This window comes from Streptomyces sp. NPDC048258, assembly GCF_043201995.1.
In the GTDB taxonomy this organism is placed as follows: Bacteria; Actinomycetota; Actinomycetes; order Streptomycetales; family Streptomycetaceae; genus Streptomyces.
Map to the genome: position 1 here is coordinate 97,062 of NZ_JBICZH010000022.1, position 26,857 is coordinate 123,918.

At 71.7% G+C, this 26,857-nt stretch carries 24 protein-coding genes and 2 pseudogenes; 8 read left to right on the forward strand and 18 right to left on the reverse strand.

The genetic code is table 11. The features are described 5' to 3' along the window. Positions 1-7: 7 nt before the first annotated feature. The 4 genes from ACGFYQ_RS34805 to ACGFYQ_RS34820 are packed head-to-tail and all read right to left on the reverse strand — an operon-like array spanning position 8 to position 4,297. On the reverse strand, positions 8-1,066 hold the full coding sequence (locus ACGFYQ_RS34805; protein WP_393750207.1) for a dipeptide epimerase: 1,059 nt from the start codon (positions 1,064-1,066) through the stop codon (positions 8-10). Beyond that, on the reverse strand, positions 1,063-2,184 hold the full coding sequence (locus ACGFYQ_RS34810; RefSeq protein WP_393750208.1) for a PLP-dependent cysteine synthase family protein: 1,122 nt from the start codon (positions 2,182-2,184) through the stop codon (positions 1,063-1,065). Before ACGFYQ_RS34810 ends, ACGFYQ_RS34805 begins: the two co-directional genes overlap by 4 nt. Continuing rightward, on the reverse strand, positions 2,181-3,014 hold the full coding sequence (locus tag ACGFYQ_RS34815; protein WP_393750209.1) for a Rossmann-like domain-containing protein: 834 nt from the start codon (positions 3,012-3,014) through the stop codon (positions 2,181-2,183). The genes ACGFYQ_RS34810 and ACGFYQ_RS34815 overlap by 4 nt, the downstream gene beginning before the upstream one ends. Beyond that, a complete protein-coding gene (locus ACGFYQ_RS34820) occupies positions 3,011-4,297 on the reverse strand; it encodes an ATP-grasp domain-containing protein (protein ID WP_393750210.1) in 1,287 nt (428 codons plus the stop codon). The genes ACGFYQ_RS34815 and ACGFYQ_RS34820 overlap by 4 nt, the downstream gene beginning before the upstream one ends. Before the next feature lie 183 nt (positions 4,298-4,480). Here ACGFYQ_RS34820 and ACGFYQ_RS34825 point away from each other — a divergent pair, with 183 nt between their 5' ends. Next, positions 4,481-5,068, forward strand: coding sequence for a GNAT family N-acetyltransferase (locus ACGFYQ_RS34825; protein WP_393750211.1), 588 nt, complete (start codon positions 4,481-4,483; stop codon positions 5,066-5,068). Between the two features lie 137 nt (positions 5,069-5,205). Here ACGFYQ_RS34825 and ACGFYQ_RS34830 read toward each other — a convergent pair whose 3' ends face one another. Continuing rightward, positions 5,206-6,129 (reverse strand): helix-turn-helix transcriptional regulator, encoded by a 924-nt coding sequence (locus tag ACGFYQ_RS34830; protein ID WP_393750212.1) that lies wholly within the window; start codon positions 6,127-6,129, stop codon positions 5,206-5,208. A 293-nt stretch (positions 6,130-6,422) separates the two neighbouring features. On the opposite strand from ACGFYQ_RS34830, the gene ACGFYQ_RS34835 reads away from it, so the two are divergent. Beyond that, on the forward strand, positions 6,423-7,190 hold the full coding sequence (locus ACGFYQ_RS34835) for an SDR family NAD(P)-dependent oxidoreductase (RefSeq protein WP_393750213.1): 768 nt from the start codon (positions 6,423-6,425) through the stop codon (positions 7,188-7,190). Positions 7,191-7,259: 69 nt separating this feature from the next. Beyond that, positions 7,260-8,111: an SDR family oxidoreductase gene (locus ACGFYQ_RS34840; protein ID WP_393750214.1), complete on the forward strand. Its 852-nt coding sequence runs from the start codon at positions 7,260-7,262 to the stop codon at positions 8,109-8,111. 393 nt (positions 8,112-8,504) lie between these two features. On the opposite strand, the gene ACGFYQ_RS34845 is transcribed toward ACGFYQ_RS34840, so the two are convergent. The 13 genes and pseudogenes from ACGFYQ_RS34845 to ACGFYQ_RS34905 form a co-directional block, all read right to left on the reverse strand. After that, positions 8,505-10,718 (reverse strand): sulfatase-like hydrolase/transferase, encoded by a 2,214-nt coding sequence (locus tag ACGFYQ_RS34845; protein ID WP_393750215.1) that lies wholly within the window; start codon positions 10,716-10,718, stop codon positions 8,505-8,507. Between the two features lie 73 nt (positions 10,719-10,791). Continuing rightward, on the reverse strand, positions 10,792-11,934 hold the full coding sequence (locus ACGFYQ_RS34850; RefSeq protein WP_393750216.1) for an LLM class flavin-dependent oxidoreductase: 1,143 nt from the start codon (positions 11,932-11,934) through the stop codon (positions 10,792-10,794). An 11-nt stretch (positions 11,935-11,945) separates the two neighbouring features. Continuing rightward, entirely contained in the window at positions 11,946-12,992 is a 1,047-nt protein-coding gene (locus tag ACGFYQ_RS34855) for an LLM class flavin-dependent oxidoreductase (RefSeq protein WP_393750217.1), read from the reverse strand. Beyond that, positions 12,989-14,371: an NtaA/DmoA family FMN-dependent monooxygenase gene (locus ACGFYQ_RS34860; protein ID WP_393750218.1), complete on the reverse strand. Its 1,383-nt coding sequence runs from the start codon at positions 14,369-14,371 to the stop codon at positions 12,989-12,991. The genes ACGFYQ_RS34855 and ACGFYQ_RS34860 overlap by 4 nt, the downstream gene beginning before the upstream one ends. Before the next feature lie 23 nt (positions 14,372-14,394). Beyond that, entirely contained in the window at positions 14,395-15,567 is a 1,173-nt protein-coding gene (locus tag ACGFYQ_RS34865; protein WP_393750219.1) for an LLM class flavin-dependent oxidoreductase, read from the reverse strand. Between the two features lie 260 nt (positions 15,568-15,827). Beyond that, a pseudogene (locus ACGFYQ_RS34870) lies at positions 15,828-15,935 on the reverse strand (GNAT family N-acetyltransferase); the annotation flags it as partial. A gap of 90 nt (positions 15,936-16,025) precedes the next feature. Then, the gene (locus ACGFYQ_RS34875) at positions 16,026-17,045 is read right to left on the reverse strand and encodes an ABC transporter substrate-binding protein (protein WP_393750220.1); all 1,020 of its coding nucleotides are present in this window, start codon (positions 17,043-17,045) and stop codon (positions 16,026-16,028) included. Between the two features lie 66 nt (positions 17,046-17,111). Then, positions 17,112-17,894 (reverse strand): amino acid ABC transporter ATP-binding protein, encoded by a 783-nt coding sequence (locus ACGFYQ_RS34880; protein WP_393750221.1) that lies wholly within the window; start codon positions 17,892-17,894, stop codon positions 17,112-17,114. After that, positions 17,891-18,895 carry an amino acid ABC transporter permease gene (locus ACGFYQ_RS34885; RefSeq protein ID WP_393750222.1) on the reverse strand — a complete coding sequence of 335 codons (1,005 nt, stop codon included), beginning with the start codon at positions 18,893-18,895 and terminating at the stop codon, positions 17,891-17,893. Before ACGFYQ_RS34885 ends, ACGFYQ_RS34880 begins: the two co-directional genes overlap by 4 nt. Before the next feature lie 159 nt (positions 18,896-19,054). Continuing rightward, a complete protein-coding gene (locus ACGFYQ_RS34890) occupies positions 19,055-20,164 on the reverse strand; it encodes an aryl-sulfate sulfotransferase (protein ID WP_393750223.1) in 1,110 nt (369 codons plus the stop codon). Between the two features lie 25 nt (positions 20,165-20,189). Beyond that, complete coding sequence (locus tag ACGFYQ_RS34895) at positions 20,190-21,185, reverse strand: ABC transporter substrate-binding protein (protein ID WP_393750224.1); 996 nt, start codon at positions 21,183-21,185, stop codon at positions 20,190-20,192. Between the two features lie 76 nt (positions 21,186-21,261). Next, on the reverse strand, positions 21,262-21,978 hold the full coding sequence (locus ACGFYQ_RS34900; protein WP_393750225.1) for an ABC transporter ATP-binding protein: 717 nt from the start codon (positions 21,976-21,978) through the stop codon (positions 21,262-21,264). Continuing rightward, the gene (locus ACGFYQ_RS34905; protein WP_393750226.1) at positions 21,975-22,754 is read right to left on the reverse strand and encodes an ABC transporter permease; all 780 of its coding nucleotides are present in this window, start codon (positions 22,752-22,754) and stop codon (positions 21,975-21,977) included. Before ACGFYQ_RS34905 ends, ACGFYQ_RS34900 begins: the two co-directional genes overlap by 4 nt. A 138-nt stretch (positions 22,755-22,892) precedes the next feature. Between ACGFYQ_RS34905 and ACGFYQ_RS34910 the strand changes: the two genes are divergently transcribed. The 5 genes and pseudogenes from ACGFYQ_RS34910 to ACGFYQ_RS34930 form a co-directional block, all read left to right on the forward strand. Beyond that, positions 22,893-23,462 (forward strand): helix-turn-helix domain-containing protein, encoded by a 570-nt coding sequence (locus ACGFYQ_RS34910; protein ID WP_393750227.1) that lies wholly within the window; start codon positions 22,893-22,895, stop codon positions 23,460-23,462. A gap of 882 nt (positions 23,463-24,344) precedes the next feature. Next, a complete protein-coding gene (locus ACGFYQ_RS34915) occupies positions 24,345-25,547 on the forward strand; it encodes an acyl-CoA dehydrogenase (RefSeq protein WP_393750228.1) in 1,203 nt (400 codons plus the stop codon). A 128-nt stretch (positions 25,548-25,675) separates the two neighbouring features. Continuing rightward, positions 25,676-26,134, forward strand: coding sequence for an RrF2 family transcriptional regulator (locus ACGFYQ_RS34920; protein ID WP_393750229.1), 459 nt, complete (start codon positions 25,676-25,678; stop codon positions 26,132-26,134). Between the two features lie 164 nt (positions 26,135-26,298). Further along, complete coding sequence (locus ACGFYQ_RS34925; protein WP_393750233.1) at positions 26,299-26,370, forward strand: putative leader peptide; 72 nt, start codon at positions 26,299-26,301, stop codon at positions 26,368-26,370. Positions 26,371-26,663: 293 nt separating this feature from the next. Next, a pseudogene (locus tag ACGFYQ_RS34930) lies at positions 26,664-26,857 on the forward strand (sulfate ABC transporter substrate-binding protein); the annotation flags it as partial.

Genomic DNA, 26,857 nt, shown 5'->3' on the forward strand with positions numbered 1-26,857 from the left:
AGGATCTTCACCGTACGACCGCCATGTGAGTACGGCGGACGCCGAGTCCGGCCCGGTCGGCGGCCCGTACGGTGCCGTCCGTGCCGCCGATGCCGGTCCAGGGGTCGTCGGCGAGCAGCAGGTGTCCGTCGAGGTCGACCCAGCGGGCCCGGTCGGCGAGGTGCACGGCGGGGGCGATGCCGAGGGAGCTGGCGGTGAGGCAGCCGAGCATGAGGTCGGTACCGCTGCCTCGCAGAGCGTCGTGGATGCGCAGGGCGGCCCGCACCCCACCGCACTTGGCGAGCTTGACGTTGACGCCGTGGACCAGTCCGGCGAGCGCGACGGCGTCCTCGTGGGAGACGGCGTCCTCGTCGGCGATGACGGGCACCGGTGACTCCTTGGCCACGCGGGCGAGCGCGTCGTGGTTACCGGGCGGGATGGGCTGCTCCACGGCGGTGACGCCGAGGTCGGCGAAGCGTGGGAGCAGGTCGAGGGCTTGGCGTTCGGTCCACGCTCCGTTGGCGTCGAGCAGCAGGCTCGCCTCGGGGGCGCCGGTGCGTACGGCTTCCACGCGCGCAAGGTCCTCGGCCGGATCGGGGGATCCCGCTTTGACCTTGAGGGCGGTGAAGCCGCTCATGGCGAGCCGGGCTGCCTGTGCGGCGGCCGGTACGGGCGTGGTGATGCCGATCGTACGGGTGGTCTGCGCGGCCGGTGCGGTGTGTGTACCCAGTAGCTGGTGGGCGGGCCGGCCGGCCCTCTTGCCGACCAGGTCGAGCAGGGCCGCCTCCAGTCCGGCGAGCACACCGGCCGGCAGCTCCGGCAAGCCGGGCAGCGAGTCGGCCACGTGTTCGCCCCACGCGGTCTCCGGGTCGGGGAGACGTTCGACGGCGGGGCGCGCCGTGGTGAGGTGCCGGACGATGCGAGCGGTGGGCAGGCCGAGGTAGTCGCTGCTGACCACCTCGCCCCAGCCGGTCAGGCCGCCGTGTTCGATCGCGACCCAGACCGCGTCGCGGCGGGCCATCACCGAGCGGGAGATGCGCAGCGGCTCGGCCAGTTCGAGCTCGGTGGTGTGCCAGGTGAGTCTCATGCGGCACCTCCCCGCGTCGGTGCGGGCAGGTGCGGCCGGGTGGCCGCGAGCGGGTCGACGACGGTGCGGCAGCGGGTCCAGCCGACGGCCTCGGTCGCGTGCGGATGTGCGATCTCCAGCGGGCGAAGGGCGAGTTCGGCCCGGTCGAGGCCGTGGGCGTGGCAGAACTCGTCGTCGTAGACGGTGCCGAGGTAGCGGTGCGGCCCGTCGGGGAAGACCGTTGCGACGACCGCGCCCGCTTCCACGCGGGCGGCCCAGGCGGAGACGAGGGCGACGGCGCCGGTGCTCCAGCCGCCGCTGACGAAGCTGGTACGGGCGAGCCTGCGGCAGGCGTCGACCGCTTCGGCCGGGCCCACCCAGTGGACCTCGTCGAAGGCGTGGTGAGCGACGTTGCGCGGGTGGATGCTGCTGCCGAGCCCCCGCATGAGGCGGGGGCGAGCGGGCTGGCCGAAGATGGCGGAGCCGACCGAGTCGACGCCGATCACCCTCAGGCGCGGCCAGCGGCGACGCAGCGGGCCGATGAGCCCGGCACTGTGGCCGCCGGTGCCGACGCTGCACACCAGGACGTCCAGGTGGTCGAGCTGCCCGCAGAGTTCGCCGGCCATGGAGAGGTATCCGGCCGCGTTGTCGGGGTTGTTGTACTGGTCGGGCCAGTAGGCATCCGGGATCCGGGCCAGGACCTCGCGGAGCCGGGCGATCCGGGCGGCCTGCCAGCCGCCCTCGGGGGCGGGCCGCTCCACCAGCTCCAGCTGTGCGCCGTACGCGCATAGCAACTGCCGCATGGACGGTTCGAGTTCGCGGTCTCCGACGAGGACAACGGGATGACCGAGGGCCTGTCCGGCGAAGGCGAGACCGATACCCAGGGTTCCGGAGGTGGATTCGACCACGGTGGCGCCCGGGCGGAGTTCGCCGCGCTGTCGCGCGCCGCGCAGCATGGACACGGCGGACCGCGCCTTCATCCCGCCGGCGCCGAGGCATTCGAGCTTGGCCCAGAAGCCAGGGTGGGCGTAGGGCAGTTCCGTACGGATCCGCGCGAGCGGGGTGCGGCCGACGAGCGTCAGCAGCTCCGGGTTCGTGCTGTGGACCGGCGGGCGGTAGAGCGGGGGTGCGAGGGTCACCGGATGCCTCCGTAGCGGTGGATGACTCCCGGGCCGCCGTCGAGCCAGAAGAAGGGGTAGGGCTCGGCGGACACGGCGCTGACCCCGGCGCCCACGAAGCGTGGAAGGACCGCGCTGCCGGTCTGCGCGAACATGACCAGGGGCTTGCCGGTGGCTGTGGCATGGTCGAGCAGCGGCTGGAAGCTTCCGTTCCCGAGGGTCATTCCGGAGGCGAGGATCGCATCGCAGTGCTCCAGTTCCGCGAGGGCATCGGCCTGTACGGGCTCGCCCCACTCGGTGGTGCCGCCCTTGAGGTCGCAGGGCACGTAACCGGCGCCGCGCTTGCGCAGCTGTTCCAGCAGGGAGTTGACCACGCCGATGACGAGGACCCGGCGGATCCCGGTCACCGGCAGCAGATCGACCACGGCGCGAGCACGGGCTCTGGACCGGTGCAGGGAGCTGCCGGCCGGCAGGGCGTAAGGGCGGGCGCCGTGGTCGGGAGTGTGGGGGCGTACACGGCTCAGGTACGCGTCGAGCGCGGCGACCCGCACGGGAAGAATCGGGTGATCGAGGAGTTCGGCCACCGACGCTCCGACACAGTCTTCGAGTGCCGCCGCCGGCAGCGCTCCCGGCTCCACGGCGCAGGAACCGACAGCCGCGTCCAGGCGCAGGCTGAGCACCTCGTTGCGGTATCCGCTGCTGCGGCCTGCGTGCCGGACCGCCTGGGCTGTGGTGAAGGCGAGCGCGATGCGTTCCCGGGCGGGGTCGGGTCCGTAACTCCCGGTGCGGACCGCCTCGATGAGCTGGTCGACCGTGCGTACGGCGGGCTCGTGCAGGGCGGGCGCGGTCATGCGGGCACCGCCGACGGCAGCTCGGCACCCTGCTCCTCGAAAGTGGGGTGCAGGTACGCGATGAGCCGCTCGGCGGCCTCGCGGGCCCCGCTGCCCCGGGTGTCGGCCGTCATGACGTGGCCGAGGTACTCGTTGTTGCTGGTCGCGGCACGTACGGCACGGCCCGGCTCGGCGAGGGAGAGTTCCAGCACCCCGGGCTGCGCCCGGACCTCGTCGGCGCCCTGGATGCCGGTGAGGGTGCCGGTGGTGTCGGGGAGCAGGAAGGCGATGGCGGCGCTGTGCACGCCGGTCGGGCGCGGCGTGAGCTCAGGCATGCGGCCGAGGGCGACGTCCACGCAGGCGGCGGCGAGGTCGATGCCCGTCACGTGCCGGACGAGTTCGGTGATCCGGTTGCCGGCGGGCCGGGGGTTGACCTCGACCACCTTGGGACCCTCGGGCGTCAGTTTGATCTCGGTGTGGCAGACCACGTGGTCCAAGCCGAGGGCTTTCACCGCGGCCAGAGCCGTGTCGACCGCTTCCCGCTCCGACTCCGGCGCGATGCCCGCCGGGAACATGTGACCGGTCTCGATGAAGGCGGGCGCCCCGCCGATGCTCTTGTCCGTGACACCGACCACGCCCGTGACACCACCGAAGGAGACGGTCTCGACGCTGACCTCGGGGCCGGTGAGCAGTTCTTCGAGGAGGACGGAGGGCGTACGGTCCTGCCCGCGCGCGTTGACCGGGAACTCGGCCAGCGCACGGCAGGCGAGTTCCAACTCCCGCTCGTCGCGGACCTCACGGACCAGCATGCCGGCGCACAGGTCCACGGGCTTGACCACCAGGGGATAGCCGATCTCCCGGGCGGCGGCCGCGGCCCGCGCCGTGTCGGCACAGAGTGCGAAACGGGGGCCCGGCACCCCGGCCCCGACCAGTACCCGGCGGGTCAGGTCTTTGCGGCAGGCTCCCTCGACGGCTTCGACGGTCGGGCCGGGCAGTCCCAGCCGGTCGGCGATCCGGGCCACGGCCGGCAGGTAGTAGTCGCAGGAGGAGACGACCCCGTCGAAGGCGAGCACCGCGTGCAGGCGTTCCAGGTGGGGCAGGAGCTCATCCATGTCGTTGGTGTCCGCGGTGATGATGTTGCGCGCGGCCAGCAGCGGGTGCGGGCCGTCGGATCCGGCGCCGCGCAGGTAGTGGTGAAGGTCCCGGGTGACGAAGGTGAACTCGTGCCCGCCTTCTCCGATCGCCCTGGGCAGCAGCCTGCTCATCGACCCCACCCAGCTCTCGACAACCAGCAGATGTGCCAAGGGACTTCCTCTCACCATGCCGCCACGACCGTGGGGCATACCTGCGAAGCGGGCCGCCTGACGGGAGGCGTCCGCACCGAACCGAGGAGGAAGCTACCTGAAATCGTTTTCATTTCCAATAGGGCGGATTTCCGGTAGCCTGCCGCTCACGAGACCGGAGCGCCGGAAGGGAACCACCGAGCCATGAGAGACCTGACGCAGAGGCAAGAGATCGGGCCGTACGTGGTTCGGCACGCCAGGCCCGAGGACGTACCCGGCGCACGGAGCGTCATGCTCGACACGTTCTACCGGGAGTTCGACTACGGGTACGTACCTCAGTGGCACGACGACGTCGTCGACATCGCCGGCACCTACCTCACGCACTCACGCCACGCCCTCGTCGTGGCGGTCCTGGGCGAAGAGGTGGTCGGCACCACCGCACTGAACTCCCGCGGCCCCGCACACCCGCCGCACCCGCGCCGGCTCACCGAGCGCTACCCCTCCGGGCGCACGGCGCAGCTCCTGCGGGTGTACGTACGCCCGGACCACCGCAGGCACGGACTGGCGCGCGCCATGGTCAGGACAGCCTGCGAGTTCGCCGCCGGCGTCCCCGGCTACGACACTATCTACCTGCACACCAACGTCGACATCCCGGGCGCGGAAGCCTTCTGGCGCAGCATGGCCGACGAGGTCTGCGACGCCCGTACGACCGGCGAGCACGGCGGCTACGGGACCGTCCACTTCGAGATCCCGATCCCCGTGGCGGCCACCGCCGGCCAGCTCGACGGCTGACCAGGCCGAGCAGATGGACGCCGCCCGGGCCACCGGTTGACCTTCTTCCCCGTCGCCCCGGCTCGCACCCTGACGGCCGGGGCGATGCCCGTCCGCCACCGCGGAGACCCGTACGCGTACTCGGTCGGCCTGTGGGATCAGGGTGCGTCGTGCCTCGTCCAGGAGTGCCGCACCTGCCGGCCGGGCGTGGTGTTTCGTTCGGGGGAACGGAGCGCGCTGACGGAGGCGCCGTTCCAGCTCGCGAGTATGGAAAGGGCTTCGGCGGAGGGGGAGGCGGGCTCGGGGGTCAGGATGACGAGGGACTGGTCCGGGTCGCCCTCGACGGCCAGGGTCACGTAGTCGAGGGTGAGCTCCCCGACCAGCGGGTGGACCAGGTGTTTGGTGCCGGTGGTGTGAGCGAGGACGTCGTGGTCGGCCCACATGCGGCGGAAGATGTCACTGTGCACAGACAACTCGCCGACCAATTCGGTGAGTTGGGGGTCATCAGCGTGGCGTCCGGCGTACAGGTGCAGCGTGGCCACGCACTCGCCGGCGGCCTTCTCCCAGTTGGCGTACAGCGCGTGGGCGGCCTCGTCGAGGAAGACGAAGCGGGCGAAGTTTCGCTCGTGGCGGGGCCGCGCCTCGAAGTCGGCGAAGAGGGCGTAGCCGAGCCGGTTGGCGGCCAGGACGTCCATGCGCCGGCCCATGACCATCGCGGGGACGGCGAGCGCGTCCAGGGCCCGGTACACGGTGGGGTTGACCCTTTGCGGGGCGAGCGGCCGCTTGCGGCGGGGGCGGGCAGTGCCGGGCTGGGCGAGATCGAAGAGGTGAGCGCGTTCGGTGTCGTCCAGGTGCAGGGCTCGGGCAACGGCGTCCAGGACGGTCTCGGAGACACCTTGGGTGCGGCCGCGTTCCAGGCGGATGTAGTAGTCGACGCTGACCCCGGCGAGCTGGGCGACTTCCTCGCGGCGCAGCCCCGGTACCCGGCGGGCGCCCGGGTGCGGGGGGAGCCCGGCCTGTTCGGGGGTGATCCGGGCCCGGCGGGTGCGCAGGAACTCGCGGATCTCGGTGCTGCGGTCCATGACTCCACCGTACGGCCGCCCCGGGCCGGTCGGGTCCTGGAAAGGGGTACTGCCAGACCCCCGGATGAGTGGTGCCTTTTACGGGCGCCCGGACGGGGCCTGCGGGTGGTTGTCTGGATAGCGGGTCGATTGAAGCCCTTTCGAGAAGAACGCGCAGTACGGGCGGGGCAACGCCGCCACCACCGGGATCACCTGGCATTGCCGACTCGTCGGGCCTCATCCGGCCTCGTCCGGCATGCGATGTGACACCTCTTGCCGCCTGCGCAGTACGTCCACAGAAGAGGACCACCGTCATGGCATCGAAACTCACCGGCACCGTCGCGCTCGTCACGGGCGCGAGCAGCGGTATCGGCGCCGCCACCGCCCGTCGGCTCGCCGAGCAGGGGGCGAGCGTCGCGCTCGTGGCCCGCCGCAAGGACCGGCTGGCCGACCTGGCTGCCGAGATCGAGCGGGCGGGCGGCACCACGCTGGCGGTGGAGGCGGACATCACCGACCGCGCGCAGGCCGAGGCCGCCGTCCAGCAGGCCGTCGAGCGGTTCGGGCGCCTGGACACGCTGGTCAACAACGCCGGTCTGATGCTGCTCGGCCCCGTCGTCGGCGCCGACCCCGACGAGTGGGAGCGCATGATCGCCGTCAACGTGCGGGGGCTGCTCTACACCACCCGCGCTGCCCTCCCGCACCTGCTCAAGGCCGCCGAGGGAGGGCCCCGTCGGGTCGCCGACATCGTCAACATCAGCTCGATCGCGGGCCGCGTGGCCTGGAGCGGCTACGGCGTCTACAACCTGACCAAGTTCGGCGTGAACGGCTTCACCGAGTCGCTGCGCCAGGAGGTCACCCGGCGGCACGTGCGGGTCGGCGTCCTGGAACCGGGCGGCGTGGACACCGAGCTGGGCTCGCACAACGACCACAAGCCCGAGGTCCGCGAAGCGATCGGCACCTTCTACGAGCAGACCGAGGTCCTGGCCCCCGAGGACATCGCCGACGGCGTCGCCTACATGGTCACCCGGCCCCGGCACGCCGCCGTCGGCGAGCTGTGGATCATGCCCACCGACCAGGCCTGACACCCGCCACACACCATCCCCCTCCATCCCGCGAGGTGCCGGACCGCGGCGCCCGGAAGGAACCCCCTCATGAGCAAGGTCATCTTCGTCACCGGTGCCGGACGCGGTCTGGGTACGGACATCGCCCGCGAAGCACTCAAGGCGGGCCACCAGGTCGTCGCCACCGGCCGCCGCCCCGAACAGGTCGAGAAGACCCTCGGCGGCCCGCGAGACAACCTGCTGGTCACCAAGCTGGACATCACCAGCCCGGACGACGCTCAGGCGGCGGTAAAGGCGGCCGTCGACCGCTTCGGCCGCATCGACGTCCTGATCAACAACGCCGGGAACTTCTTCGCCGGCTACTTCGAAGAGATCACCCCCGACCACATGCGCCAGCAGATCGAGACCAACCTCTTCGGTCCGATGAACGTCACCCGCGCCATCCTGCCCGTCATGCGGGGGCAGCGCGCCGGCCACGTCATCACCCTCTCCTCCTCCGCCGGGCTGATCGGCCAGGAGTTCTGCGTCGCGTACGCCGCCTCCAAGTTCGGCGTCGAGGGCTGGATGGAATCGCTGCGCTACGACGTCGAGCCGTACAACATCCACACCACGGTCGTGGAGCCCGGGTTCTTCCGCACCGAGCTGCTCGTCGACGGCTCCACCATCTGGCCCGAGCCGACCATCGACGACTACGCCGAGCGCACCACCGCCACCATCGCGGCCTGGAAGAGCATGAACGGCCGGCAGACCGGCGACCCCGCCAAGCTCGCCCAGGCCCTGCTGACCATCGCCGACCAGGAGAAGCCGCTGCAGCGCTTCGTCGCCGGCGCCGACGCCATCGACGCCGTCAAGACCAAGGCCCAGGAACTCCTCGCCCAGGCCGAAGCCTCCCGCGAGCTGGGCGGCAACCTCGGCCACGACGACACCGCCCCCACGGCCTGATCCTCATGCGGCGGGGCCCAGGGGCCGGCAAGGAGCAGGATCATGCGTGCAGTCTGCTTCGCCCCGGCGGGCCCCGGCGGGGTGCGCCTTGGCGAAGCCAGACGGGACTTTGACGACACGACCCAGGGGGCGGGAGCGGCCGGTACTTCGGCCGTGCGCGGATCGTGCAGGGCGCCGTGGTTCTTCCGGAACGTGCCCGGCCCGGTGCCGAACTCCCGCTAGCCGGGGAACCGGCCCACCCTGGCGACCAAGCCCCCTGTCGGCACACCCTCGACGGTCCTGACCCGGCCTGATCTGCAAGACGCCCCTGTTCCTCCAGTGCGACTTCGTGCGCCGCTCCGTCCAGGCCCCCGAACCCGACAACCGGACCTGGCTCGAAAGAGGCGCTCCGGCTCAGAGCACTGTTACCCGGGCAAGGGCCCAGGAGGTGTGGTCGAACGCCGTATTGGCGTTGGCGTCCTCGACGACCAGGTGCAGCAGCTTCACCCCGCGCACGTCGAGATCAACCGGCACGGGACCGCCCGCGCCGGTCAGCTTGCCGCTGGTGAACAGCACCTTGCCGTCGCCCCGCACCGAGGCCTTCGTCGCGCCGGTGGCGGCCTGGTTCGTCGAGAAGTCGTCGATGCCGACGAGCGCGGTGAAGCGGTCCGCCGTTCCGCCGAGGTGGTAGACGATCTCGGAGGGTGCATGGACGCCGAGGCCCTTCGCGTACGTCACTCCGCCGAAGGAGATCGGCGTGCCGTCCCCGGCCGCCTTTCGCCCGTTGGACCGGTCGCGTTCCACCGGGCCCCAGCCGTTGGTGGCCGACACCCACTCGAGATCGCTCAGATAGGCGTCGGCGACCGGCGCGGGCGGCACCGTGGAGACCCGTTCCGTGGCGGAGTAGCGCAGCGGCCCGGTCGGTGACTCCGCGGTTCCGTCGACGGTCAGTGGCCACTGCGTGCCGGCGGCGGCCGTCGCGGGCGGGGTGACGCGCCAGGTCGTGGTCAGCGTGGCGCCGGTGGCCAGCAGGTCCTGGCCGGTCGCGGTGGTCGCCCGGACCTGCCAGCCTGCCGGGGCGTGCAGCGCGAGGAGTGCGCGGGTCCAGGGCTTGCCCGACCCGTTGCCCAGGGTCGCGGTGACCGTGAAGTCCTGACCGGGCACGGCCGGCCCCTGGATCTGCGCGCGGACTCCGAAGGGCTTGCGGACGCACGTGTCCACCCACGAGGAACGCATGAGGGCGACCAGGCCGGTCACCACGGACGGGTTGACGTCGGCGACGTTGCGCTGCTCACCGAGGTCGGAGGCGAGGTCGTACAGCTCGACCTGCCACTCCGCATCGGGCAGTGCGTGGTCCCTGACGGGCGCGAACCGCACGGCCTTCCAGTTGTCCTTGCGTACCGCCTCGGCGAGCCAGGTGGCGCGGCCGTCGTCCTGGGTGTTGGCGCGGCTGGTGACGCCGCGTTCGTCCCGGTACCAGTACAGGTGGTTGTGGCGTGCGGCGTCCGGGCTTCCGGCGAGCAGCGGGGCGGCCGACAGTCCGTCGATGTCCGTGGGGGCGGGTGCGCCGCCTAGTTCCGCCAGGGTGGGCAGCACATCGGTGAGCGAGGTCGGACGGTCGCTGGTACCCGCGCCGATCCGGCCCGGGGACCAGGCGATCAGCGGGACGCGGATGCCGCCCTCGTAGAGGTTGCGCTTGTAGCCGCGCAGCGGGCCGTTCGCGTCGAACAGGTCGGGGTTGACCCCGCCTTCCTCGTGCGGGCCGTTGTCGCTGGTGACGAGGACGACGGTGTTCTCGGCGATGCCGAGCGCGCGGAGCCGATCGGTGACCTTCCCGACGAGCGTGTCGAAGTAGGTGATCTGGGCGGCGTGGCCCTTGTTCTGCTGGGTCCAGGTACGGGAGGCGTACGCGCCGACGTCGGGGATGTCGCTCGGTGCGTGCGGCACGGTCGGCGTGAGGAAGAGCAGGAAGGGTTCGGCGGCGTGGTCGTCGATGAAGTCCAGCGCGCGCTGCTCGATGAGGTCGGGTGCGTAGGCGCCCTTCGCGCCGTCCGCGTTGGCGGCGATCGTCTCCTTCGCGGCGTTGTGCCACAGGTACTGCGGGTAGTACTCGTGCGCGTGCCCGTGGTCGATGTATCCGTAGAACTCCTCGAAACCACGGGAGTTGGGGTGGCTGGGCTGGTCACCTTCCTCCGGTCCGAAGCCCCATTTTCCGATCACCGCGGTCCGGTAGCCGCGGGCGCGCAGCACTTCGGCGAAGGTGGTGTCACCGGCCTTCAGCGCACCGGGGGCGCCGTTCGGATTGGCCCGGACGGCGGAGTGGCCGGTGTGCAGGCCGGTCAGCAGCGAGCAGCGGGACGGGGCGCAGACCGCGGCCGTCGAGTACGCGTCGGTGAACCTCAGGCCCTCGGCGGCGAGCCGGTCGATCCGCGGCGTGGTGATCAGCTTCTGGCCGTACGCGCCGAGGTCGCCGTAGCCGAGGTCGTCGGCAAGGATCACAACGAGGTTCGGAGTCGCCGTGCCGGCGGTCGTTGCGGCCTGGGCTGCCTGGGCCTCCGGTGCGGCGGGGAGGGAGGCGAGGCCGAGGGCGGCCGCGGATCCGGCGAGGAAGTGGCGGCGGGTGGGCATGGGGGCTCCTTGGCTCTCGCGGATTGGAATTCGATCATGCGGAGAGCACCGCTTGTTGGCCATGCACATGGCATTAAGAGCGTGTGACAGCTCGGCCGGCGCCTGGCCGGCGCTGCCACTCCTCGGCCAGCAGACGGTAGGAGCGGACCCGGTCCGCGTGGTTGTGCGTGATGGTGGTGATCAGCAACTCGTCGGCCCCAGTGGCCTCTTGGAGCCGCTCCAGGTGGTCCGCCACGGTCCGCGCGGAGCCGACGAACTGGGTGTCCACCCGGTCGGCGACGAGTTCCCGGTCCGCGTCCGTCCAGGGCAGGGCACGCGCCTCGGCAGGCGTGGGGAAGGGGATGGCACCTTCGGCGGTACGGATGCTGCGCACCCAGGGCGCGTATCCGGTGGCCAGTTCGCGGGCGGTCGCGTCGTCCTCGGCGACGACGACGTCGGCGGACACCGTCACGTACGGCCGGTCCAACTCGGCGGACGGCTTGAAGGCGGCCCGGTAGCCCTCGGCCGCCTCCAGCACCGAAGCAGGGCTGACGTGGTAATTGGCCGCGAACCGGAGCCCGTTGCGGCCCGCGGTCTCCGCGCTGACTCCGCCGCTGCTGCCCAGGATCCACACCTGTACGTCGGCCCCCTCGCCCGGGACGGCATGTGCCTCCACGCCCTCCGGGGAGCGGTAGTCCCCCCGCAGCAGCGCGAGGACGTCGTCGACCTGCTCGGCGTAGTCCTGCGGCTGGGCGCCGGGCAGGTTCAGCAACCTCTGCTGGAGGGCGATCCGCGGATGGCCCAGCAGGTGCGTGAAGGAGAACCGGGCCGGGATGCGCAGCCCGTTCGGGGTGTACCCCTCGAACGGAGGGACCTGCGAAGTCCGCTGCTGCGGACGGCCCGCCGAGCGGCCCAGGCCCAGGTCCAGGCGCCCGGGGTGCAGCGCGTCGATGAGGCCGAACTCCTCGACCGTGGACAGCGCGGTGCGGTGTCCGAGCTGGACGGCGCCGGAGCCGAGCCGGATGGTCGAGGTCGCGGAGGCGGTCAGGGCCAGCACGACCGCCGGCGAGGTCCCGGCGACCCCCGGATTGAGGTGGTGCTCGGCGAACCAGTAGCGGGCGTAGCCGAACGCCTCCGTCTGCCGTGCGAGGTCGATACTGTGGTGCAGGGCCTCGGCGGCGGTGGAACCGGACGAGACCGGGACGAGGTCGAGGACCCCGAGGGGGATGCCGGACATGGCCGGGCTCCTTACAGGTCGGGGAAGGAAGGGGCGGGGATCTCGCGGCGCAACACCGGCGCGATCTGGGACTGGAAGAGTTCGAGGGAGGCGCGGTGCTCCGCGGGCGTGAGCCCGCCCGGCTCCGCCTGCAGGTGCAGGACCGTGTGGCCGAACGCCTCGTGGTAGCGGTGGACCTTCTCGATCACCTGCTGGGGGCTGCCGACCAGTGCCGAACTCCGCTCGACGAAGTCCTCCAGGGTCGGGAAGACGGGATCCAGACCCTGCTGCTTGTGGAAGGCGAGATACCGCGCGAACGCCGGCCGGTACGCCGCCACCGCCTGCTGCGAGGTGGGGGCCGCGTGGTAGCCGGCCGTGCCCGCCCCCACGACCGCGTGCGCCGGATCGTGTCCGTAGTGCTCCCAGCGCTCCCGGTAGTGGCGGATCAGTTCGGCGTACGGGCCGATCGGGTGGGTGACGTTCGCAGAGAACAGCGGGTCTCCGTAGCGCGCCGCGAGGTCGACGGACTCCCGGCTGGTCGCACTGCCGTGCCAGACCCGCAGGGCCGGCTGGAGGGGCCTCGGCAGCACCTCGGCGCCGGCCAGCGCGGGGCGGAAGCGCGGCTCGGCGCTCACCTTGTCCTCGCGCCAGATCCGCCGGAACAGCTCGTAGCCCTCGGCGTTGCGCTCCCACTGGTCCTCGGGGGTCACGTGGAACAGCTCGCGCTGGGCCGTGCCGTTGCCCTTGCCGATCATCAGCTCCAGGCGGCCGTCGGAGAGGTGGTCGAGCGTCGCGTAGTCCTCGTACGCCCGCACCGGGTCCAGCAGGCTCAGCGTGGTCACGGCGGTGAACAGCCGGATCCGGCGGGTCAGCGCGGCGATGTGGCTGAGCACCACGGGCGGCGAGGACGACAGGAACGGCCGCTCGTGGCGCTCGCCGACCCCGAAGCCGTCGAAGCCGAGCTCCTCCGCGAGCAGCGCGGCGGCGACCACCTCGCGGAAGCGCTCACGGGTGGGTGTGGGGGCGCCCGTCACCGGATCCGCGGAGTCCGTGATCAGGGTGATGGCCAGGAACTTCACGAGGCCGCGACCTGCCGGGCCGCCGCTTCGGCGCCGGGCACGGCGAGACCGAGGTGGTCGCGCAGGGTGGCGCCCTCGTACTCGGCGCGGAAGACACCACGCTCCTGGAGCAGCGGGACGACGGTGTCCGCGAATCCGTCCAGCCCGCCCGGCGTGATGTGGGGGACCAGGATGAACCCGTCGGCCGCGTCCGCCTGCACCAGATCGTTGATCGCCTCGGCGACCGTGGCGGCGGAGCCGACGAAGGTCTGGCGGGACGTGGTCGCGATGACGAGCTCGCGGATCGACAGCTTCTTGGCCTCGGCGAGCTCGCGCCACTGAAGGGCGGTGTCGAGCGGGTCGCGGAACTGGCGCACGCTCGCCCGGCCGAGGGCGATCGTGTTCTCGCCGACCACCGGGTCGACGTCGGGCAGCGGGCCGTCCGGGTCGTAGGCGGACAGGTCGCGGTTCCACACGTGCTCCAGGTACTTGATCGCGGTCTGCCCGCTGACCTGGAGGCGGCGAACCTCGTGGGCGATCTCCTGCGCCTCGGCGTCGGTGTCGCCGAGGACGAAGGTGGCCGCGGGCAGGATCTTCAACTGGTCCGGGGAACGTCCGTACTTGGGAAGGCGGCCCTTGACGTCGGCGTAGAACTCCCGGCCCTCGTCGAGCGTCCCGTACCGGCCGAAGATCGCGTCGGCGCTGGAGGCGGCGAACTCGCGGCCCTCGGCGGAGTCGCCCGCCTGGAAGATCACCGGCCGGCCCTGCGGGCTGCGCGGCACGTTGAACCGGCCCTCGATGTCGAAGTGCCGCCCGTGGTGGGTGAAGGCCCCGGCGCGGGCGTCGCGCAGGAAGGTGCCCGAAGCGGGGTCGGCCACGATCTCCGTGCCGTCCCAGGAGTCGAACAGCTCGGTGGCGGTTGTCAGGAACTCCTTCGCGCGGGAGTAGCGCTCCTCGCGCGGCAGGAACCCGCCGCGCCGGAAGTTCTCGCCGGTGAAGGCGTCCCAGGAGGTGACGACGTTCCACGCGGCCCTGCCCTCGGAAAGGTGGTCCAGCGAGGCGAACTGGCGGGCCACCTCGTAGGGCTCGTTGAAGGTGGAGTTGATGGTGCCGGTCAGCCCGAGACGCTCGGTGACGCCCGCCAGGGCGGCGAGCACCGTGAAGGTGTCGGGACGTCCGACCACGTCCAAGTCGCATATCTCTCCCCCCTGTTCGCGCAGCCGCAGCCCCTCGGCGAGGAAGAGGAAGTCGAACTTGGCGCGTTCGGCGGTCCGCGCGAAGTGGACGAACGAGTCGAAGTCGATGTGGCTGCCGGCCGCCGGGTCGCTCCACACGGTGGTGTTGTTGACGCCGGGGAAGTGGGCCGCGAGATGGATCTGCTTGAGCGGCTTGCTGCTCATGATGGGTCCTTCCGGGTCCGGAATCAGGCGGCGGTGTGGGCGGCATAGCGGCCCACCGGGCGCTCCAGGCCCAGCAGTCCGCGCAGGGTGTCCGCCTCGTACGCGCGGCGGAAGACCCCGCGCCGCTGGAGCTCCGGTACCAGCCCCCGGGTGATCGCGGGCAGGTCGTGGGCGAGCACGCCCGGCCGCAGCCGGAATCCCGCCAGGCCGGCCGGCCGCCAGTCCTGGAGCAGGTCCGCCAGCTGCGCGGACGTCCCGGTGAAGATCGCCGTGTCACTGCTGTAGGGGGCGCCCGCGAGTGCGTCGAGGCGGCTTCGGCGGGCGTCGGCCGCCGGGGCGTCCTCGTCCAGGAACACGGTGAGGTCCGCGAAGAGGTGCAGCGGCTGCGCCGAGAGCCCGGCGGATTCCCGGGCCTGCCGGATCTCCGCGACCGCGGCGCGGGCCCCGGCGGCGTCGCGCACGGCGATGTACCCGACATCCGTGGACCGGGCGACGAGGCCGTACGCCGCGGCGCCGTCGCCGAGGGCGCCGGCAGCACTCAGCGCGCTTACGATGGGCTGCCCCTGCGGTGGGCGGGGGGTGATCGACGGCCCCCTGACGCTGAAGTGGCGGCCCTCGAAGTCGATGTAGTGCAGCTTGTCGCGGTCGACGAACCGGCCGGTGGCCACGTCCCGGATCTCGGCGTCGTCGTCCCAGCTGTCCCACAGCCGCCGGATCACCTCGATGTGGTCGGCCGCCTCCTCATAGGACTCCGCATCGGGGAGCGGGACCGCCCGGCGTCCGAAGTGCCGGGCTTCGTAGTCCAGTTGTGACACCTGTATGCGCACGCCCGCACGTCCACGGCTGACGTGGTCCAGGGTGGCGATCGCCTTGGATATGTGGAAGGGCTCGGTGTGGGTGGCCGTCACGCTCGGGACCAATCCGATGTGCCGGGTCAAAGGTGCGACGCGGGCGGCGGTGAGTACCGCGTCCAGCCGCCCGCGGACCTGGTCCGCGCGCCCGTCGGGCCCGTCCGTCGAGGACGACTGGAGGGTGAGGGCGTCCTCGAAGGTGACGAAGTCGAGCAGACCGGCTTCGGCCTCGGCCACGGCCACGGACCAGTAGCGGGCCGTGAAGAGTTCGCCGGGCCGGGCACCCGGCTCGCGCCAGGCGGCAGGGTGCCAGCCCGCGCCGTCGAGCGCGACGGCGAGGTGCAACGGTTCGGAAGATGCTGATGTGAATGCGGATGCGGATGCGGGCGGGGATGCGGACACGTCGAATTACGCCTTCCTGATCGGCCGTGCGAAAAGGAGGCCGAAGCGCGTCGCGAATGTGAGGGCGTACGAGAGGGCGGGGAAGAGCCCTTCACCAATATCTCCTCGAAACGCTACGCCCGATAGCGGTGCCATACAATGACCGGAATATTAAGAGGAGTTGACAGCGGTGTTGCAACGCGCGCGGACCGCCATGAAGGACGGGCGACGGCGCGGACCAGTCGCGTCGCCAGCCCCCTGCCCCGGCGGTCGGGATGGGTGCACACCGCGCTGATCTCGGTCCAGCCGGGCGGCCGCAGCCGCTCCCAGGCTCGTACTCGTACTCGCACTCGCACTCGGACCTGCGCGCGTGGTCATGCGGCGGGGCTCTCCGTCCGTGGCGCGGCCCGGGGCCGGGGATTTCAGGAGTTGGTCACCGGCAGGCCCGGCGGGTCGACCTCCGAGGTGGTCACGGCCTCGTTGGACAGGTTCCAGGCGGCGAGCAGCTGCGCGTACTGTCCGTTCTTGATCAGATGGTTGATCGCCTCTGCCACCGGCTCGGCGAGCCCGCTGTCCTTCTTCGCGGTCGCGGCGATCAGGCCCTGGAGCGACTCGCCGGCCCCCGAGAAGGAACCCGCGCTGCGGGTCGGAGCGTTGCCGCTCGCCGTCTGAGTGGTGTGGTACGCGATGGACGGGTTCGGGCCGAAGCTGAGGTCGATCTTCTTGCCGCTCAGGGCCAGGTAGGTGCTGTTGGCGTCGGGGAAGTACTTGACGGAGATGTCCTTGCCCTCCGCCTGGAGCTTCTTCTGCCACTCCAGCAGGATCTTCTCCTGGTTGGTGCCCGAGCTGACCGCGACCGCCTTCCCCGCGAGATTGCGGTAGTCGCCACCGAAGTTCCAGGGGTTGTCCTTCAACGTCTCGAAGGCCAGGTTGTCCTGCCGGTAGGAGGCGAACTCGTACTTCTTCTTGCGCTCCTCCGTGACCGTGACGTTCGTGAAGGCCACGTCCACCCTGCCGCTGTCGATGCCGACGAAGAGGTTCTCCCAGGTGGAGTTCTTCACCACCGGCTTGAGCCCGAGCACGGCGGCCACCAGCCGGCCGAGGTCCGGTTCCGCCCCGGTCAGGGTCTTCTGGTCGGTGCCGACGTACGCCAGCGGTGGGAAGCCGGCGGGCAGCGCGCCCACGCCGATCACGAGCTCACCGCGTTCGCGGACGGCCGCCGGCAGCTGCGCCCGCAGGGCCTCCACGGCGGGGACGGTCAGCTCGGTCTGCCGGGCGGCGCCGTTGGACACGGCGCCGACGGTGACCACGTCCCCGCCCGCCCCGGTGGCCTTGGCATCGCCCCCGCACGCGGTGAGGCCGGAGGCGAGTGCCACGGTGGCGGTGGCGGCGCCGAGGCCGCGGACGAATCTGGTGCGCAGGGAGCGTCGGCGTTGCGGCATGGTGTTCCCTTTCGGTTCGGGAAGGGCTGGTGGGGCGGGATGGGGCGGGGGTGGAACGCGGCGCGGTCAGAGCACCTTGCTCAGGAACTCCCGCGTACGGGCATGGGCGGGCCGGTCCAGCACGTGCTCGGGCGGGCCCTGTTCGACGATGCGGCCGCCGTCGAGGAAGACGACCTCGTCGGCGACCTCGCGGGCGAAGCCGATCTCGTGCGTGACGATGACCAGCGTGGTGCCGCCGGTGGCCAGGTCCTTGATCACGGACAGCACCTCGCCGACGAGTTCGGGGTCGAGCGCGGAGGTGGGTTCGTCGAAGAGGATGACTCCGGGCCGCAGCGCGAGGGCGCGGGCGATGGCCACGCGCTGCTGCTGGCCGCCTGACAGCTGCCGCGGATAGGCGCCGGTCCGGTCGCCGAGCCCGACGCGCTCCAGGAGTTCGCGCGCCAGGGCCCGGGCCTGCGGCCGCGGCAGCCTGCCGGTGGCCACCGGGGCCGCGGCGACGTTGTCCAGCACGGTCAGGTGCGGGAAGAGGTTGAAGTTCTGGAAGACGAAGCCGATCCGCCCGCGCTGGGCGAGGATCGCCCGCTCGCTCAGCTCCTTCAGCCGCCCCCCGTGCCGCTGTACGCCGATCAGCTCGCCGCCCACGCTGACGTATCCGGCCTCGGGCTTCTCCAGGTGGTTGATGACCCGCAGCAGGGTGGACTTGCCGGAGCCGGAGCGGCCCAGGATCGCGGTGACCGTGCCCGGCCGCAGCGTCAGGCTCACCCCGTCCAGGACCTGTCGGCCGCCGTACCACTTGTGCACGTCGTGGACCTCGATCGCGGCGGGCCGCGTGGCAGTGGCCGTGGTCATCGCGCCGTCTCCTTCCGGAAGCGGTCCCGGAGATCGCGCAGGCCCGTCCGGGCCCGCTGCAGGGGGGTGGGCGGTACGGTGCGCAGCGCGCCGCGCGCGTAGTACCGCTCGACGTAGAACTGGACGACCGAGAGGACGCTGGTCAGGACCACGTACCAGAAGGTGGCCACCAGCAGCAGCGGCACCACGTCGCCCGGGTAGGTGCTGCCCAGGCTCTGCACCGAGCCGAACAGGTCGAGCAGCGATACGTAGAAGACCAGCGAGGTGGCCTTGACCAGCCCGATCAGCTGGTTGACGTAGGCGGGGACGATGGAGCGCAGCGCCTGGGGGAAGACGATCCGGGCGAACTGGTACCGCTTGGGCAGTCCCAGCGCGGCCGCCGCCTCGTGCTGGCCCTGGTCGACGGAGAGCACACCGGCCCGTACCACCTCGGCCGCGTACGCCGCTTCGCTCAGGCTCAGTCCCACGACCGCCACGACGATGTCGGTGGCCAGCCGCGACTCGTCGAAGGTGAAGAAGGCGGGTCCGAAGGGCACCCCGATGCTCAGGGTGGGGTAGAGGGCGCTGAGGTTGTAGAGGAAGAGCAGGACCACGATCAGCGGCACCGATCGCAGCAGCCAGATGTACGTCCAGCTCACCGATCGCAGTACGGGGTTCGTGGAAAGCCTGCCGAGGGCGAGCAGGATGCCGCCCGCGAGGCCCAGGACCGCGCTGTACGCGGCCACCTGGAGGGTGATGGACAGGCCCTCCAGGATGACCGGCCGGGCGAACCAGTACGCGAACCGGTCCCACTGGTAGAAGGGATTGGTCAGCAGCCCGTGGGCGGCCTGGGAGACCAGGACCAGCACGACGACGGTGGCGATCCACCGCCCGGGCCGGCGGAGCGGGAGGACCCGCTCCGCCGGCGCCGGCGGTCCCGGGGGCGCGGTGAGGACGAGCGATTCGGTCAAGGACACTCCAGCAGCATTCGATAAATCGAAGAATCGAAAAGCAGCCGTCATGCCGGACAGAAGAGGCCGCTGATGTCGTTGTCTGCGGCGTAAGCTAGGCAGCCCGGAGAAGGGCTGTCAACGGTCCCGATATCGGTATCCGCGGAAGCGTGCGGCAATTTCATCCGCCGTACACACAACGCCTTCCGGTGAAATGAACCGGGCTGTCGTTCACAGCCAGGGGAGCTGGTCGGCGGAGTAGCGGTAGGCGCGGAAGACGGAGTTCTGGGCGCCGGCCGAGGACTCCAGGCCCACGCCCTCGCCGAAGGACCGGAACTGCGGGACCACGAACTCCCACACCACGTCACCGGCGGGGGTCACCTCGAAGAGCCGTCCGAAGGAGCCCTCCGCGATGAAGGTGTTGCCGTTCGGCAGGCGCTGCGCGCTGGACATGTACGGGCTGTAGAAGTTCTGCGGCGGGTTGTCCTCGTACGACCACACCTTCTTGCCCGTGCGCGGGTCCAGCTCCAGCACCCGCGAGTACGGCACGGAGGTCGTGTCGCGGTAAGTGCCGTTGTCGAAGACCAGGATGTTGCCGCCCGCCAGCTCGTGCGGATGGTGCTGCTGTGCCAGGACGTCGGGGCCGATGTGCCACAGCACGGACCCGTCGGCGCGGTCGACGGCCACGGTGGAGGACGCGCTGCGGAAGCCCACGACGATCGAGCCGTCGGCGCGTTCGTTGACGGTGTTGGCCATGGGCCAGTGCTCGCGGGCGAAATGCGGGTTGAGCGGGAACTCCTCGGGGTCGAGGTGCTCGATGGCGGCCCAGCGCCACACCTCCTCCCCGTCCCAGGTCAGTTCGTACACCACATCCCCGTAGATCACCCCGCCCGGGGCCTCGGAGCCGGGGATGCCGCCCCGGATGCGGGCCGCATCGGCCGGGGCCAGCGGTTCGACGACGGTGACGATGAGGTTGCCGTTGCGCAGGACCGAGGCGTCGTGGTGGTGGAAGGGGTGCCTGAGCTCGCGCAGGACCGTGGAGTCGGGGGCCAGTTCCTGGAAGATGCCGCCGTGGTAGACGTCCCAGATGGGGAAGAGGGTCGGGCTGCTGGTGTCCTTGGCCGCGTAGAAGAGGTTCCCGCCGGGGAGGAGCTGCGCCTGGCGGCCGGGCGGGTGCGGGGAGTTCCAGGTGTGGACCGGCCGGCCCTCGATGTCGACGAGGTGGATCTCGCCGGCGCTGGTGATCGGCGTGTAGAGGGTGTAGCCGCCGTAACTGCGGGCGGGGTCATGGGCGATCAGGCCGACGCCGCGGCGGCGCAGGGTGTTCTGGTCGACGGTCATGAGGATCTCCTGGGTGGGGTGGGGGTCAGCGAACGCTGACGGCGGCCGGGTCGACGGCCGTCAGGGGCGCGGGGTGCAGGTGCCGCAGCAGCGCGGCGCGGTCGGCGGAGCCCGGCAGGCTCTGGGCGGCCTTCGCCCAGGCGGCCTCCTGCTCCAACTCGGCCAGCAGCTCGGGCGAGAGGGTCGCGCCGTAGCCGTAGCGGGGCTGGAAGGCGTCCACGTAACCGGCCTGGAGCGCGCCCTTCGACTGGGCGAGTACGGCCTTCCGCGCGGCGGGCGGGTCGGCGGCGATCTCGCGCTGGGCCTTCAGCAGCGCCCGGAGCACGGCCGTGGTGGTCGCCTCGGTCGCCTCCGGTCCGGCGACGAGCAGGGTCCGGGCCGTGTAGCCGGTGAAGGGGAGCTCGGCGTAGCGGTCACCGAGGGTGGTGCGGGCGGAGTCGTAGAAGCTGGGGAAGGTGACCCCGGCGTCGACGTCCCCTCGGGCCAGCGCCGGAGTCACCTGGTTCGGGGCGAGGTTGACCACGGTCACGTCCGTGGCCGTCAGCTGCACGGAGGCGAGCATCCGCGAGAGCGCGTACTCGACGTTCGTACCCTGCGGGACTCCGACCTTGCGGCCCTTCAGCGCGGCGAAGCCGGTGATCTGCCGGTCGGTCCGGGTGAGCAGGCGCCAGTCGTCGAACCGGGACAGGTCGGCGACGATCCGCAGCTCGCGCCCGCCCAGCGCGGCCGTGACCGCGGGCAGGTCACCCACGACGCCGAGCTGCGCCTGGCCGCCGAGCACGGCGTTCAGCGCGTCCCGCCCGGTGGGCTGGGTGGTCACGGTGGCGTCGATCCCCTCGGCGGACCACAGCCCGCGCTCCTGGGCCACGTGGACGGGCGCCCCGCCGAGGTAGTCGCTGGCGGCGAGGGAAACGGCAGGGCGGCCGCCGCCCGCGGGGCCGGAGCCGACGGCACAGGCCGAGGTGAGCGCGCAGAGCAGGGCGGCCGTCAGTAGGGCGGCCACTGCGCGGGGTCTGAGCATGGGGGAGGTCCTTCCGGGGACGGAGGTGGGGACAGGGGAGGAGTCGAGGGGACTTCAGTGGGACTTCAGTGGGACTTCAGTCGAAGCCGAGGTGACGTGCGATCAGCGAGCGCAGGTCCGGGTCGGGCGGCCCGGCGGGCACGGCGTGGTCGGCCACCACCCGTCCGGGAGTGCCGCCGAGGACGACGACCCGCTCGGCGAGGGCAAGTGCCTCGTCGATGTCGTGCGTGACGAACAGGACAGTGGTGCCGCGGCGCTGCCACAGCTCCCGCAGCAAGGTCTGCATCCGGGTCCGGGTCAGTGCGTCCAGCGCTCCGAACGGCTCGTCCATCAGGAGCACTTCGGGCTCCGCGGCCAGCGCGCGGGCCAGCGCCACGCGTTGCTGCATGCCGCCGGACAGCTGCGCCGGGTACTTCTCGGCCCCGTCCGCGAGCCCCACCTCGGCCAGCGCCGCGAGGGCGCGCCGACGGCGCTCCGGACGCGGCAGGCCGAGCCGCTTGAGGGCGAATTCGACGTTGCCGCGCGCCGTGCGCCACGGGAAGAGGGCGTAGTGCTGGAAGACCAGGCCCCGCTCGGGGCCGGGTCCGCGCACCGGCTCGGATCCCGCCGTCACACGCCCGGCGGTGGGCGACACGAACCCGGCCACCGCGTTCAGCACCGTGGACTTCCCGCACCCGCTCGGCCCCAGCAGGGCCGTGAACGACCCGGCCGGGAGGTCCAGGTCGGTGCGCTCCAGCACCGCCGTGCCCCCGTACCCGACGGTCAGCCCCTCCAGTCGCACCCGTCGGCTCATGACGCGCTCCAGTGCACGAACCGGCGGCCGATCGCGGCCAGGACGAGGTCGACGGCCACGCCGAGCAGCCCGAGCACGAGCAGCCCAGCGAACATCCGGTCCACGCGCAGGAACTGGCCGTCGACCTGGAGCCGGTACGCCAACCCGCTGTCCGCGCCGCCCAGTTCCGCCGCCACCAGGGCGAGCAGCGCCACCGAGGCCCCGTACCGCAGTGCCGCGAGCAGCGCGGGTGCGGCGGCGGGCAGCAGCACCTCGGTGAACCGCCGGTGCAGCGGCGCTCCCAGGGAGCGGGCCGCCCGTAGGTGGGACACCGGTACCCGGGACACCCCGTCGTGGACGTACAGCCAGACGGCGAGCAGCACGGCGTACGCGATGAGCAGACGCTTGGCGGTCTCCCCGATGCCGAACCAGGCGGTCGCGAGCGGCACCAGCGCGATGGCCGGGATCGGGCGCAGGAAGGAGATCACCGGGGTGACGGCGGCGGACAGCCTCGGCAGATAGCCGGTGGCGAAGCCCAGCGCGCTGCCGACGAGGGCGCCCAGCGCGAAACCCTGTCCGGCACGGGCCAGGCTGGCGCCGAGATCAGCGGCCAGGATGCCGCTGCGGGCGCTGTCCGCGAGTGCGGCCACGGTCTCACCGGGCGTGGGCAGCAGCCCCGGGGCCACCACACCGGACCAGGCGAGCAGGTACCACAGCGCGAGCACGGCACCTGCCGCGCCCAGGGCCGGGCCGAGCCGGCTGAGGGCCCGGCCGGGCGGTGAGGGGGTGGCGTGCACGGGGCAGCTCCTCGTTCGGTTCCTCGATTTGATAAGTGAGGTCAATAATTGACCACGCTTATGACGGCAGTGTTGCGGCAGTGCGAAACCTCGCCGGGGCCTCCGGCCCTTGATCGGTGATGCGGTACGTTCACCTGCGTGTCTCGACCCGAACCCACGCCCGAGGCCATCGAGGTCGGACGGGTGATCCGGAGCTGCCGCAAACAGCGCGGCGTCTCCATGGCCGTCCTCGCCACCCGCTCAGGCCTCTCCCAGCCCTTCCTCAGCCAGCTCGAACGCGGCCTCGCCACGCCCAGCCTCAGCTCGATCTACCGGATCGCGGAAGCACTGGACGTCAGCCCGGGCACCTTCCTCCGACCGCCCGCGCGACCGGGTGCGGTCAGCCACGAGAGCGACCCGCAGGTGATCCGCGTGAACGAGGCCGCAGGGCAGGTCGCCCAGGTGCTCATCCCCGGCGGGCGCAGCGCGCTGATGGAGGCCTACGAGCACCACTTCGAGCCCGGCCGGGGCGAGCGCGGCTGGTTCGAGCACCCCGGCGAGGACTTCCTCTACGTCCTGGAGGGCGTGATCGTCCTCGAGGTCGAGGGCGAGGAACCACTGACCCTGCGCGCCGGCCAGAGCGCCCACCACCGGGGCGAAGTCCCGCACCGCTGTCGCCTGACGGGGCCGGCCGCCGCCCGTACTCTGCTGGTCATCGCGAATGCCTAGGCTGCGGGCGTGCCCTCATACCCGATGGGACAGGCCGCGAACCTGCTGCGCGTACCTCCCGCGCCCGTCCGCCGTTGGGCGCGAGCGGGACGGCAACAGGCCCACCGCGCCGCGAACGGGTCTCGGACCGTCGACGGCGCCGTCCTCGCCATGTTCGCCATGTTCGCCATGTTCGCCGAAGTAGCCGAAGAACAGGCCGCATACACACCCGGCACGGCTCTCACGTCGCGTGCTGTCCCGCGCGGGAAGTGGCGCGCCGCTCGCCAGAGCCGACGCACAGCGGCCACCCCTGTCGCCGCAGCGGATCTCCGCCTCGGCGAACGGCTCGCCGGGCAGGCACCACATCGGACGAACTCCCCGACCTCACGCACTCCCTGACAGAGGATCCGACTGCGACGCCCCCACAAGCCGGCCGCCGACCTGCATCGTCTTTCATCCCGAGATCGAACTGTCCACCATTCGGTCGCTCTCTTGCCGAGACGGCCGCTTCGGGCGACTATCCCTATCAATCCGATGGGAAAGGTGGGGATTCGGTGAAGTGCGGCCGGCCAAGACTCTGATGCCGCCGGCACTCGTCAGGCCCGGTGCCCGGCGCATGAGCGTGCCCGCGGAACTCACCCCCGAGCCCACCGCCATCATCTGAGCGGCATGTGGACCAGGGCGCGGCGGAACGACCAGGTGTGCCGCCCCGCCGGGACGCGGCCGGTCCCCACGCCCACCGCCCTCCACCCCTTCGCGCGCCTCCCCCACCTCCCAGCAACCGGCCGACGCCGCCCGACAACGTTCCGGAGTAGCCGACATGACCACCGCCATCCCCCATGGCACCGCTGTCCACCCAGCCCCCGCGCCACACAGCGGCACCCGGGCCTGTCGGTGACGCCCATGCCGACGACACCGAGCACCGCCGGCCACCGATCCGCCGACGCACAGCGCCGCGCGCTCCTGCGTACCGCCCGCGATGTGGCGGACGACCTCGCCGCGGACGCCATCGCCCGCGACCAGGCGGGCAAGCCGCCGACCGACGAGACGGCCAGGCTGCGCGAGGCCGGCCTGTTGGCAGCCCTCACCCCACCCGGGTCGGATCGCGGGGCGGACTGGCGTACCGGATGCGTCGTCATACGGGAGATCGCCGCGGCGGACAGCGCTGTCGGCGACGTACTCGCCCGCCACTACGTACACGCGTGGAGCGGACGCTTCTACGCGACTCACCACCAGGCGACCACCCTGGAAGAGCAGTCGGTGCGCGAGCAGTGGCTGTGGACCGGCGCGGTCCGCACTCTCGCACCCGATGACGACACCGAGGGACCGGACCTCACGCTGAGGCCGCGCAACACCGGCTACGTGCTGAACGGGTACCGGTCGGTGGACACGGCAGTGGCCGTCGCCGACCAGATCGTGGTGGACGCCGTCTGCGCCGTGACCGGTGACGTCCTGGTCGTACGGATCCCACCCAGCGCGCGGGGCGTGACCATCGAACCCGCCCGCGACCGCCTCGGGCAGCGCGTCGCCGGCGCGGGCGAGGTCGTCCTCGACCGGGTCACCGTCACGCCCGGGCAGGTGCTGGGCCGCCGGCCGCACGACGAGGAGTCGACCGCGCCCTTCACCGCGCTCGCCGAGCCGGCGCTCCGGCTCGCCCTGTGCCACGTCGTCCTCGGCATCGCCGAGGGCGCCCTCACCGAAGCGCGCGACCTCAGCAGGGGCGGCCGCGCATACCGGCTGCCCGGTGCGGACCCGGACCTCTTCCTGACGTACGGGGAACTCGCCTCTGCCGCTCAGACGGCCACCGCCGTGGTCGACCGGGCGACGGAGGTGATGGCGCAGGCCCTCGACACAGGTGCGCTGCTCGATGCCGAGGAACCCGCGGGCGTCGCCGCCCTGGTCGCCACGGCCGAGACCGTGACGTCGAAAGCCGCCCTGCACATCACCGCCCGGGTGCTGGAACTCGCCGATGCCCCCGGCCTGGACCGGTTCTGGCGCAACGCCCGCGTCCTGACAGCCCACCGCCCGGTCGCGCACCGCCTGCGCTCCATCGGCGAGCACTACCTCAACGGCTCCCACCGCGCGGTGGCGGCGGCCATCCACTGACGCGAGGCACCCCATGGGATGCGGATCTGGGACCTGAGCCCCTCGGCTGCCGGGCACGATCTCCTGTCCGGCAGCCGGCGGCCCACCCGCGACGGACGCCGACCGAAGCCGTACGGGATAATGTCCGTATGCGGATCTCAGCCAGGGCGGACTACGCGGTACGTGCCGCACTGCAGCTTGCCGCGTCACAGGATGACGGGCCGCTGAAGGCCGAAGCCATCGCCGACGCCCAGGACATCCCGCACAAGTTCCTCGAAGGCATCCTGAACGACATGCGCCGAGGCGGTCTCGTGCTCAGCCAGCGGGGCGGCAACGGCGGCTACCGGCTGGCCAAGCCCGCACAGTCCATCAGCATCGCGGATGTCATCCGCGTCGTGGACGGACCGCTCGTCTCGGTGCGCGGGGTCCGCCCACCGGACCTCTCCTACACCGGCCCCGCCCAGTCGCTGCTCCCCCTGTGGATCGCGCTGCGGGCCAACGTGCGCGAGATCCTCGACGGTGTGACGCTCGCCGACGTCGCGTCGTCCGACCTGCCCGCTGACGTATCCGCGCTGGCCCACACCCCTGACGCCTGGACCAATCCCTGATCCCCTGGCCCACCTGCGCTTTCTCGCATCGCGAGACATCTGCGTCCACCATATGGTCAACCTCTTGGGGCGGGTGTCCCCGTCTGCCAATATGCCTACCAACCAGGTGGGAAAACTAGGAATTCCGTGAGGTGGCCGTGCGAACACTGCATTGTGCAGGCCGGATGCTGCCCCTGACCTCCCGCCGACACATCGACCTGGTCCGTACGTCGAGCGCCATCTGTCAGCTTGCCTGACACCATTTACAGGGCCTGACTCCCCGCGCAGAGCACCGCTGGGCGCTGTGCCGCCCCGCTCGCCGTCGGCCGGGCAGGCCCCTCGGCCGACCTCACCACCCGTGTGCCTTCAAGCGCGGGTGCGCGATGTACGGACCCATCCACCCCCAGGGCGCCCGACACCCATCCGTTCCTCAGCCTGCGACCGCGATCCCGCCGCCGACGGCCGGGAGTGGGTGCCGTGTGCGCCGATGGCTTTGCGTCGCCCATCTCCGTTCACCTCCCTGAACACCATCCCGTGAAAGGACACCTCCGTGTCTGCCGCAAGATCGCTCACCACCCTGCGCGCCATCGCCGCCACAGCGGCGCTTCCCCTGCTGCTCACCGCCTGCGGCTACGGATCCGAGGCGAAGAAGGACGCCGACAAGGCCAACGTCGCCGCCACCGACGGCAAGAAGCTGTCGGCCTCCGAGGTCCGTATCGGGTACTTCCCGAACCTGACGCACGC

What these genes read in the sequence shown, in the direction of transcription:
- ACGFYQ_RS34805 (WP_393750207.1), bottom strand. Translation starts at nt 1,066, where the DNA reads ATGAGACTCACCTGGCACACCACCGAGCTCGAACTGGCCGAGCCGCTG.
- ACGFYQ_RS34815 (WP_393750209.1), bottom strand. Translation starts at nt 3,014, where the DNA reads ATGACCGCGCCCGCCCTGCACGAGCCCGCCGTACGCACGGTCGACCAG.
- ACGFYQ_RS34825 (WP_393750211.1), top strand. Translation starts at nt 4,481, where the DNA reads ATGAGAGACCTGACGCAGAGGCAAGAGATCGGGCCGTACGTGGTTCGG.
- ACGFYQ_RS34830 (WP_393750212.1), bottom strand. Translation starts at nt 6,129, where the DNA reads ATGGACCGCAGCACCGAGATCCGCGAGTTCCTGCGCACCCGCCGGGCC.
- ACGFYQ_RS34835 (WP_393750213.1), top strand. Translation starts at nt 6,423, where the DNA reads ATGGCATCGAAACTCACCGGCACCGTCGCGCTCGTCACGGGCGCGAGC.
- ACGFYQ_RS34840 (WP_393750214.1), top strand. Translation starts at nt 7,260, where the DNA reads ATGAGCAAGGTCATCTTCGTCACCGGTGCCGGACGCGGTCTGGGTACG.
- ACGFYQ_RS34845 (WP_393750215.1), bottom strand. Translation starts at nt 10,718, where the DNA reads ATGCCCACCCGCCGCCACTTCCTCGCCGGATCCGCGGCCGCCCTCGGC.
- ACGFYQ_RS34850 (WP_393750216.1), bottom strand. Translation starts at nt 11,934, where the DNA reads ATGTCCGGCATCCCCCTCGGGGTCCTCGACCTCGTCCCGGTCTCGTCC.
- ACGFYQ_RS34860 (WP_393750218.1), bottom strand. Translation starts at nt 14,371, where the DNA reads ATGAGCAGCAAGCCGCTCAAGCAGATCCATCTCGCGGCCCACTTCCCC.
- ACGFYQ_RS34875 (WP_393750220.1), bottom strand. Translation starts at nt 17,045, where the DNA reads ATGCCGCAACGCCGACGCTCCCTGCGCACCAGATTCGTCCGCGGCCTC.
- ACGFYQ_RS34880 (WP_393750221.1), bottom strand. Translation starts at nt 17,894, where the DNA reads ATGACCACGGCCACTGCCACGCGGCCCGCCGCGATCGAGGTCCACGAC.
- ACGFYQ_RS34885 (WP_393750222.1), bottom strand. Translation starts at nt 18,895, where the DNA reads ATGACGGCTGCTTTTCGATTCTTCGATTTATCGAATGCTGCTGGAGTG.
- ACGFYQ_RS34890 (WP_393750223.1), bottom strand. Translation starts at nt 20,164, where the DNA reads ATGACCGTCGACCAGAACACCCTGCGCCGCCGCGGCGTCGGCCTGATC.
- ACGFYQ_RS34895 (WP_393750224.1), bottom strand. Translation starts at nt 21,185, where the DNA reads ATGCTCAGACCCCGCGCAGTGGCCGCCCTACTGACGGCCGCCCTGCTC.
- ACGFYQ_RS34900 (WP_393750225.1), bottom strand. Translation starts at nt 21,978, where the DNA reads ATGAGCCGACGGGTGCGACTGGAGGGGCTGACCGTCGGGTACGGGGGC.
- ACGFYQ_RS34915 (WP_393750228.1), top strand. Translation starts at nt 24,345, where the DNA reads ATGCCGACGACACCGAGCACCGCCGGCCACCGATCCGCCGACGCACAG.
- ACGFYQ_RS34920 (WP_393750229.1), top strand. Translation starts at nt 25,676, where the DNA reads ATGCGGATCTCAGCCAGGGCGGACTACGCGGTACGTGCCGCACTGCAG.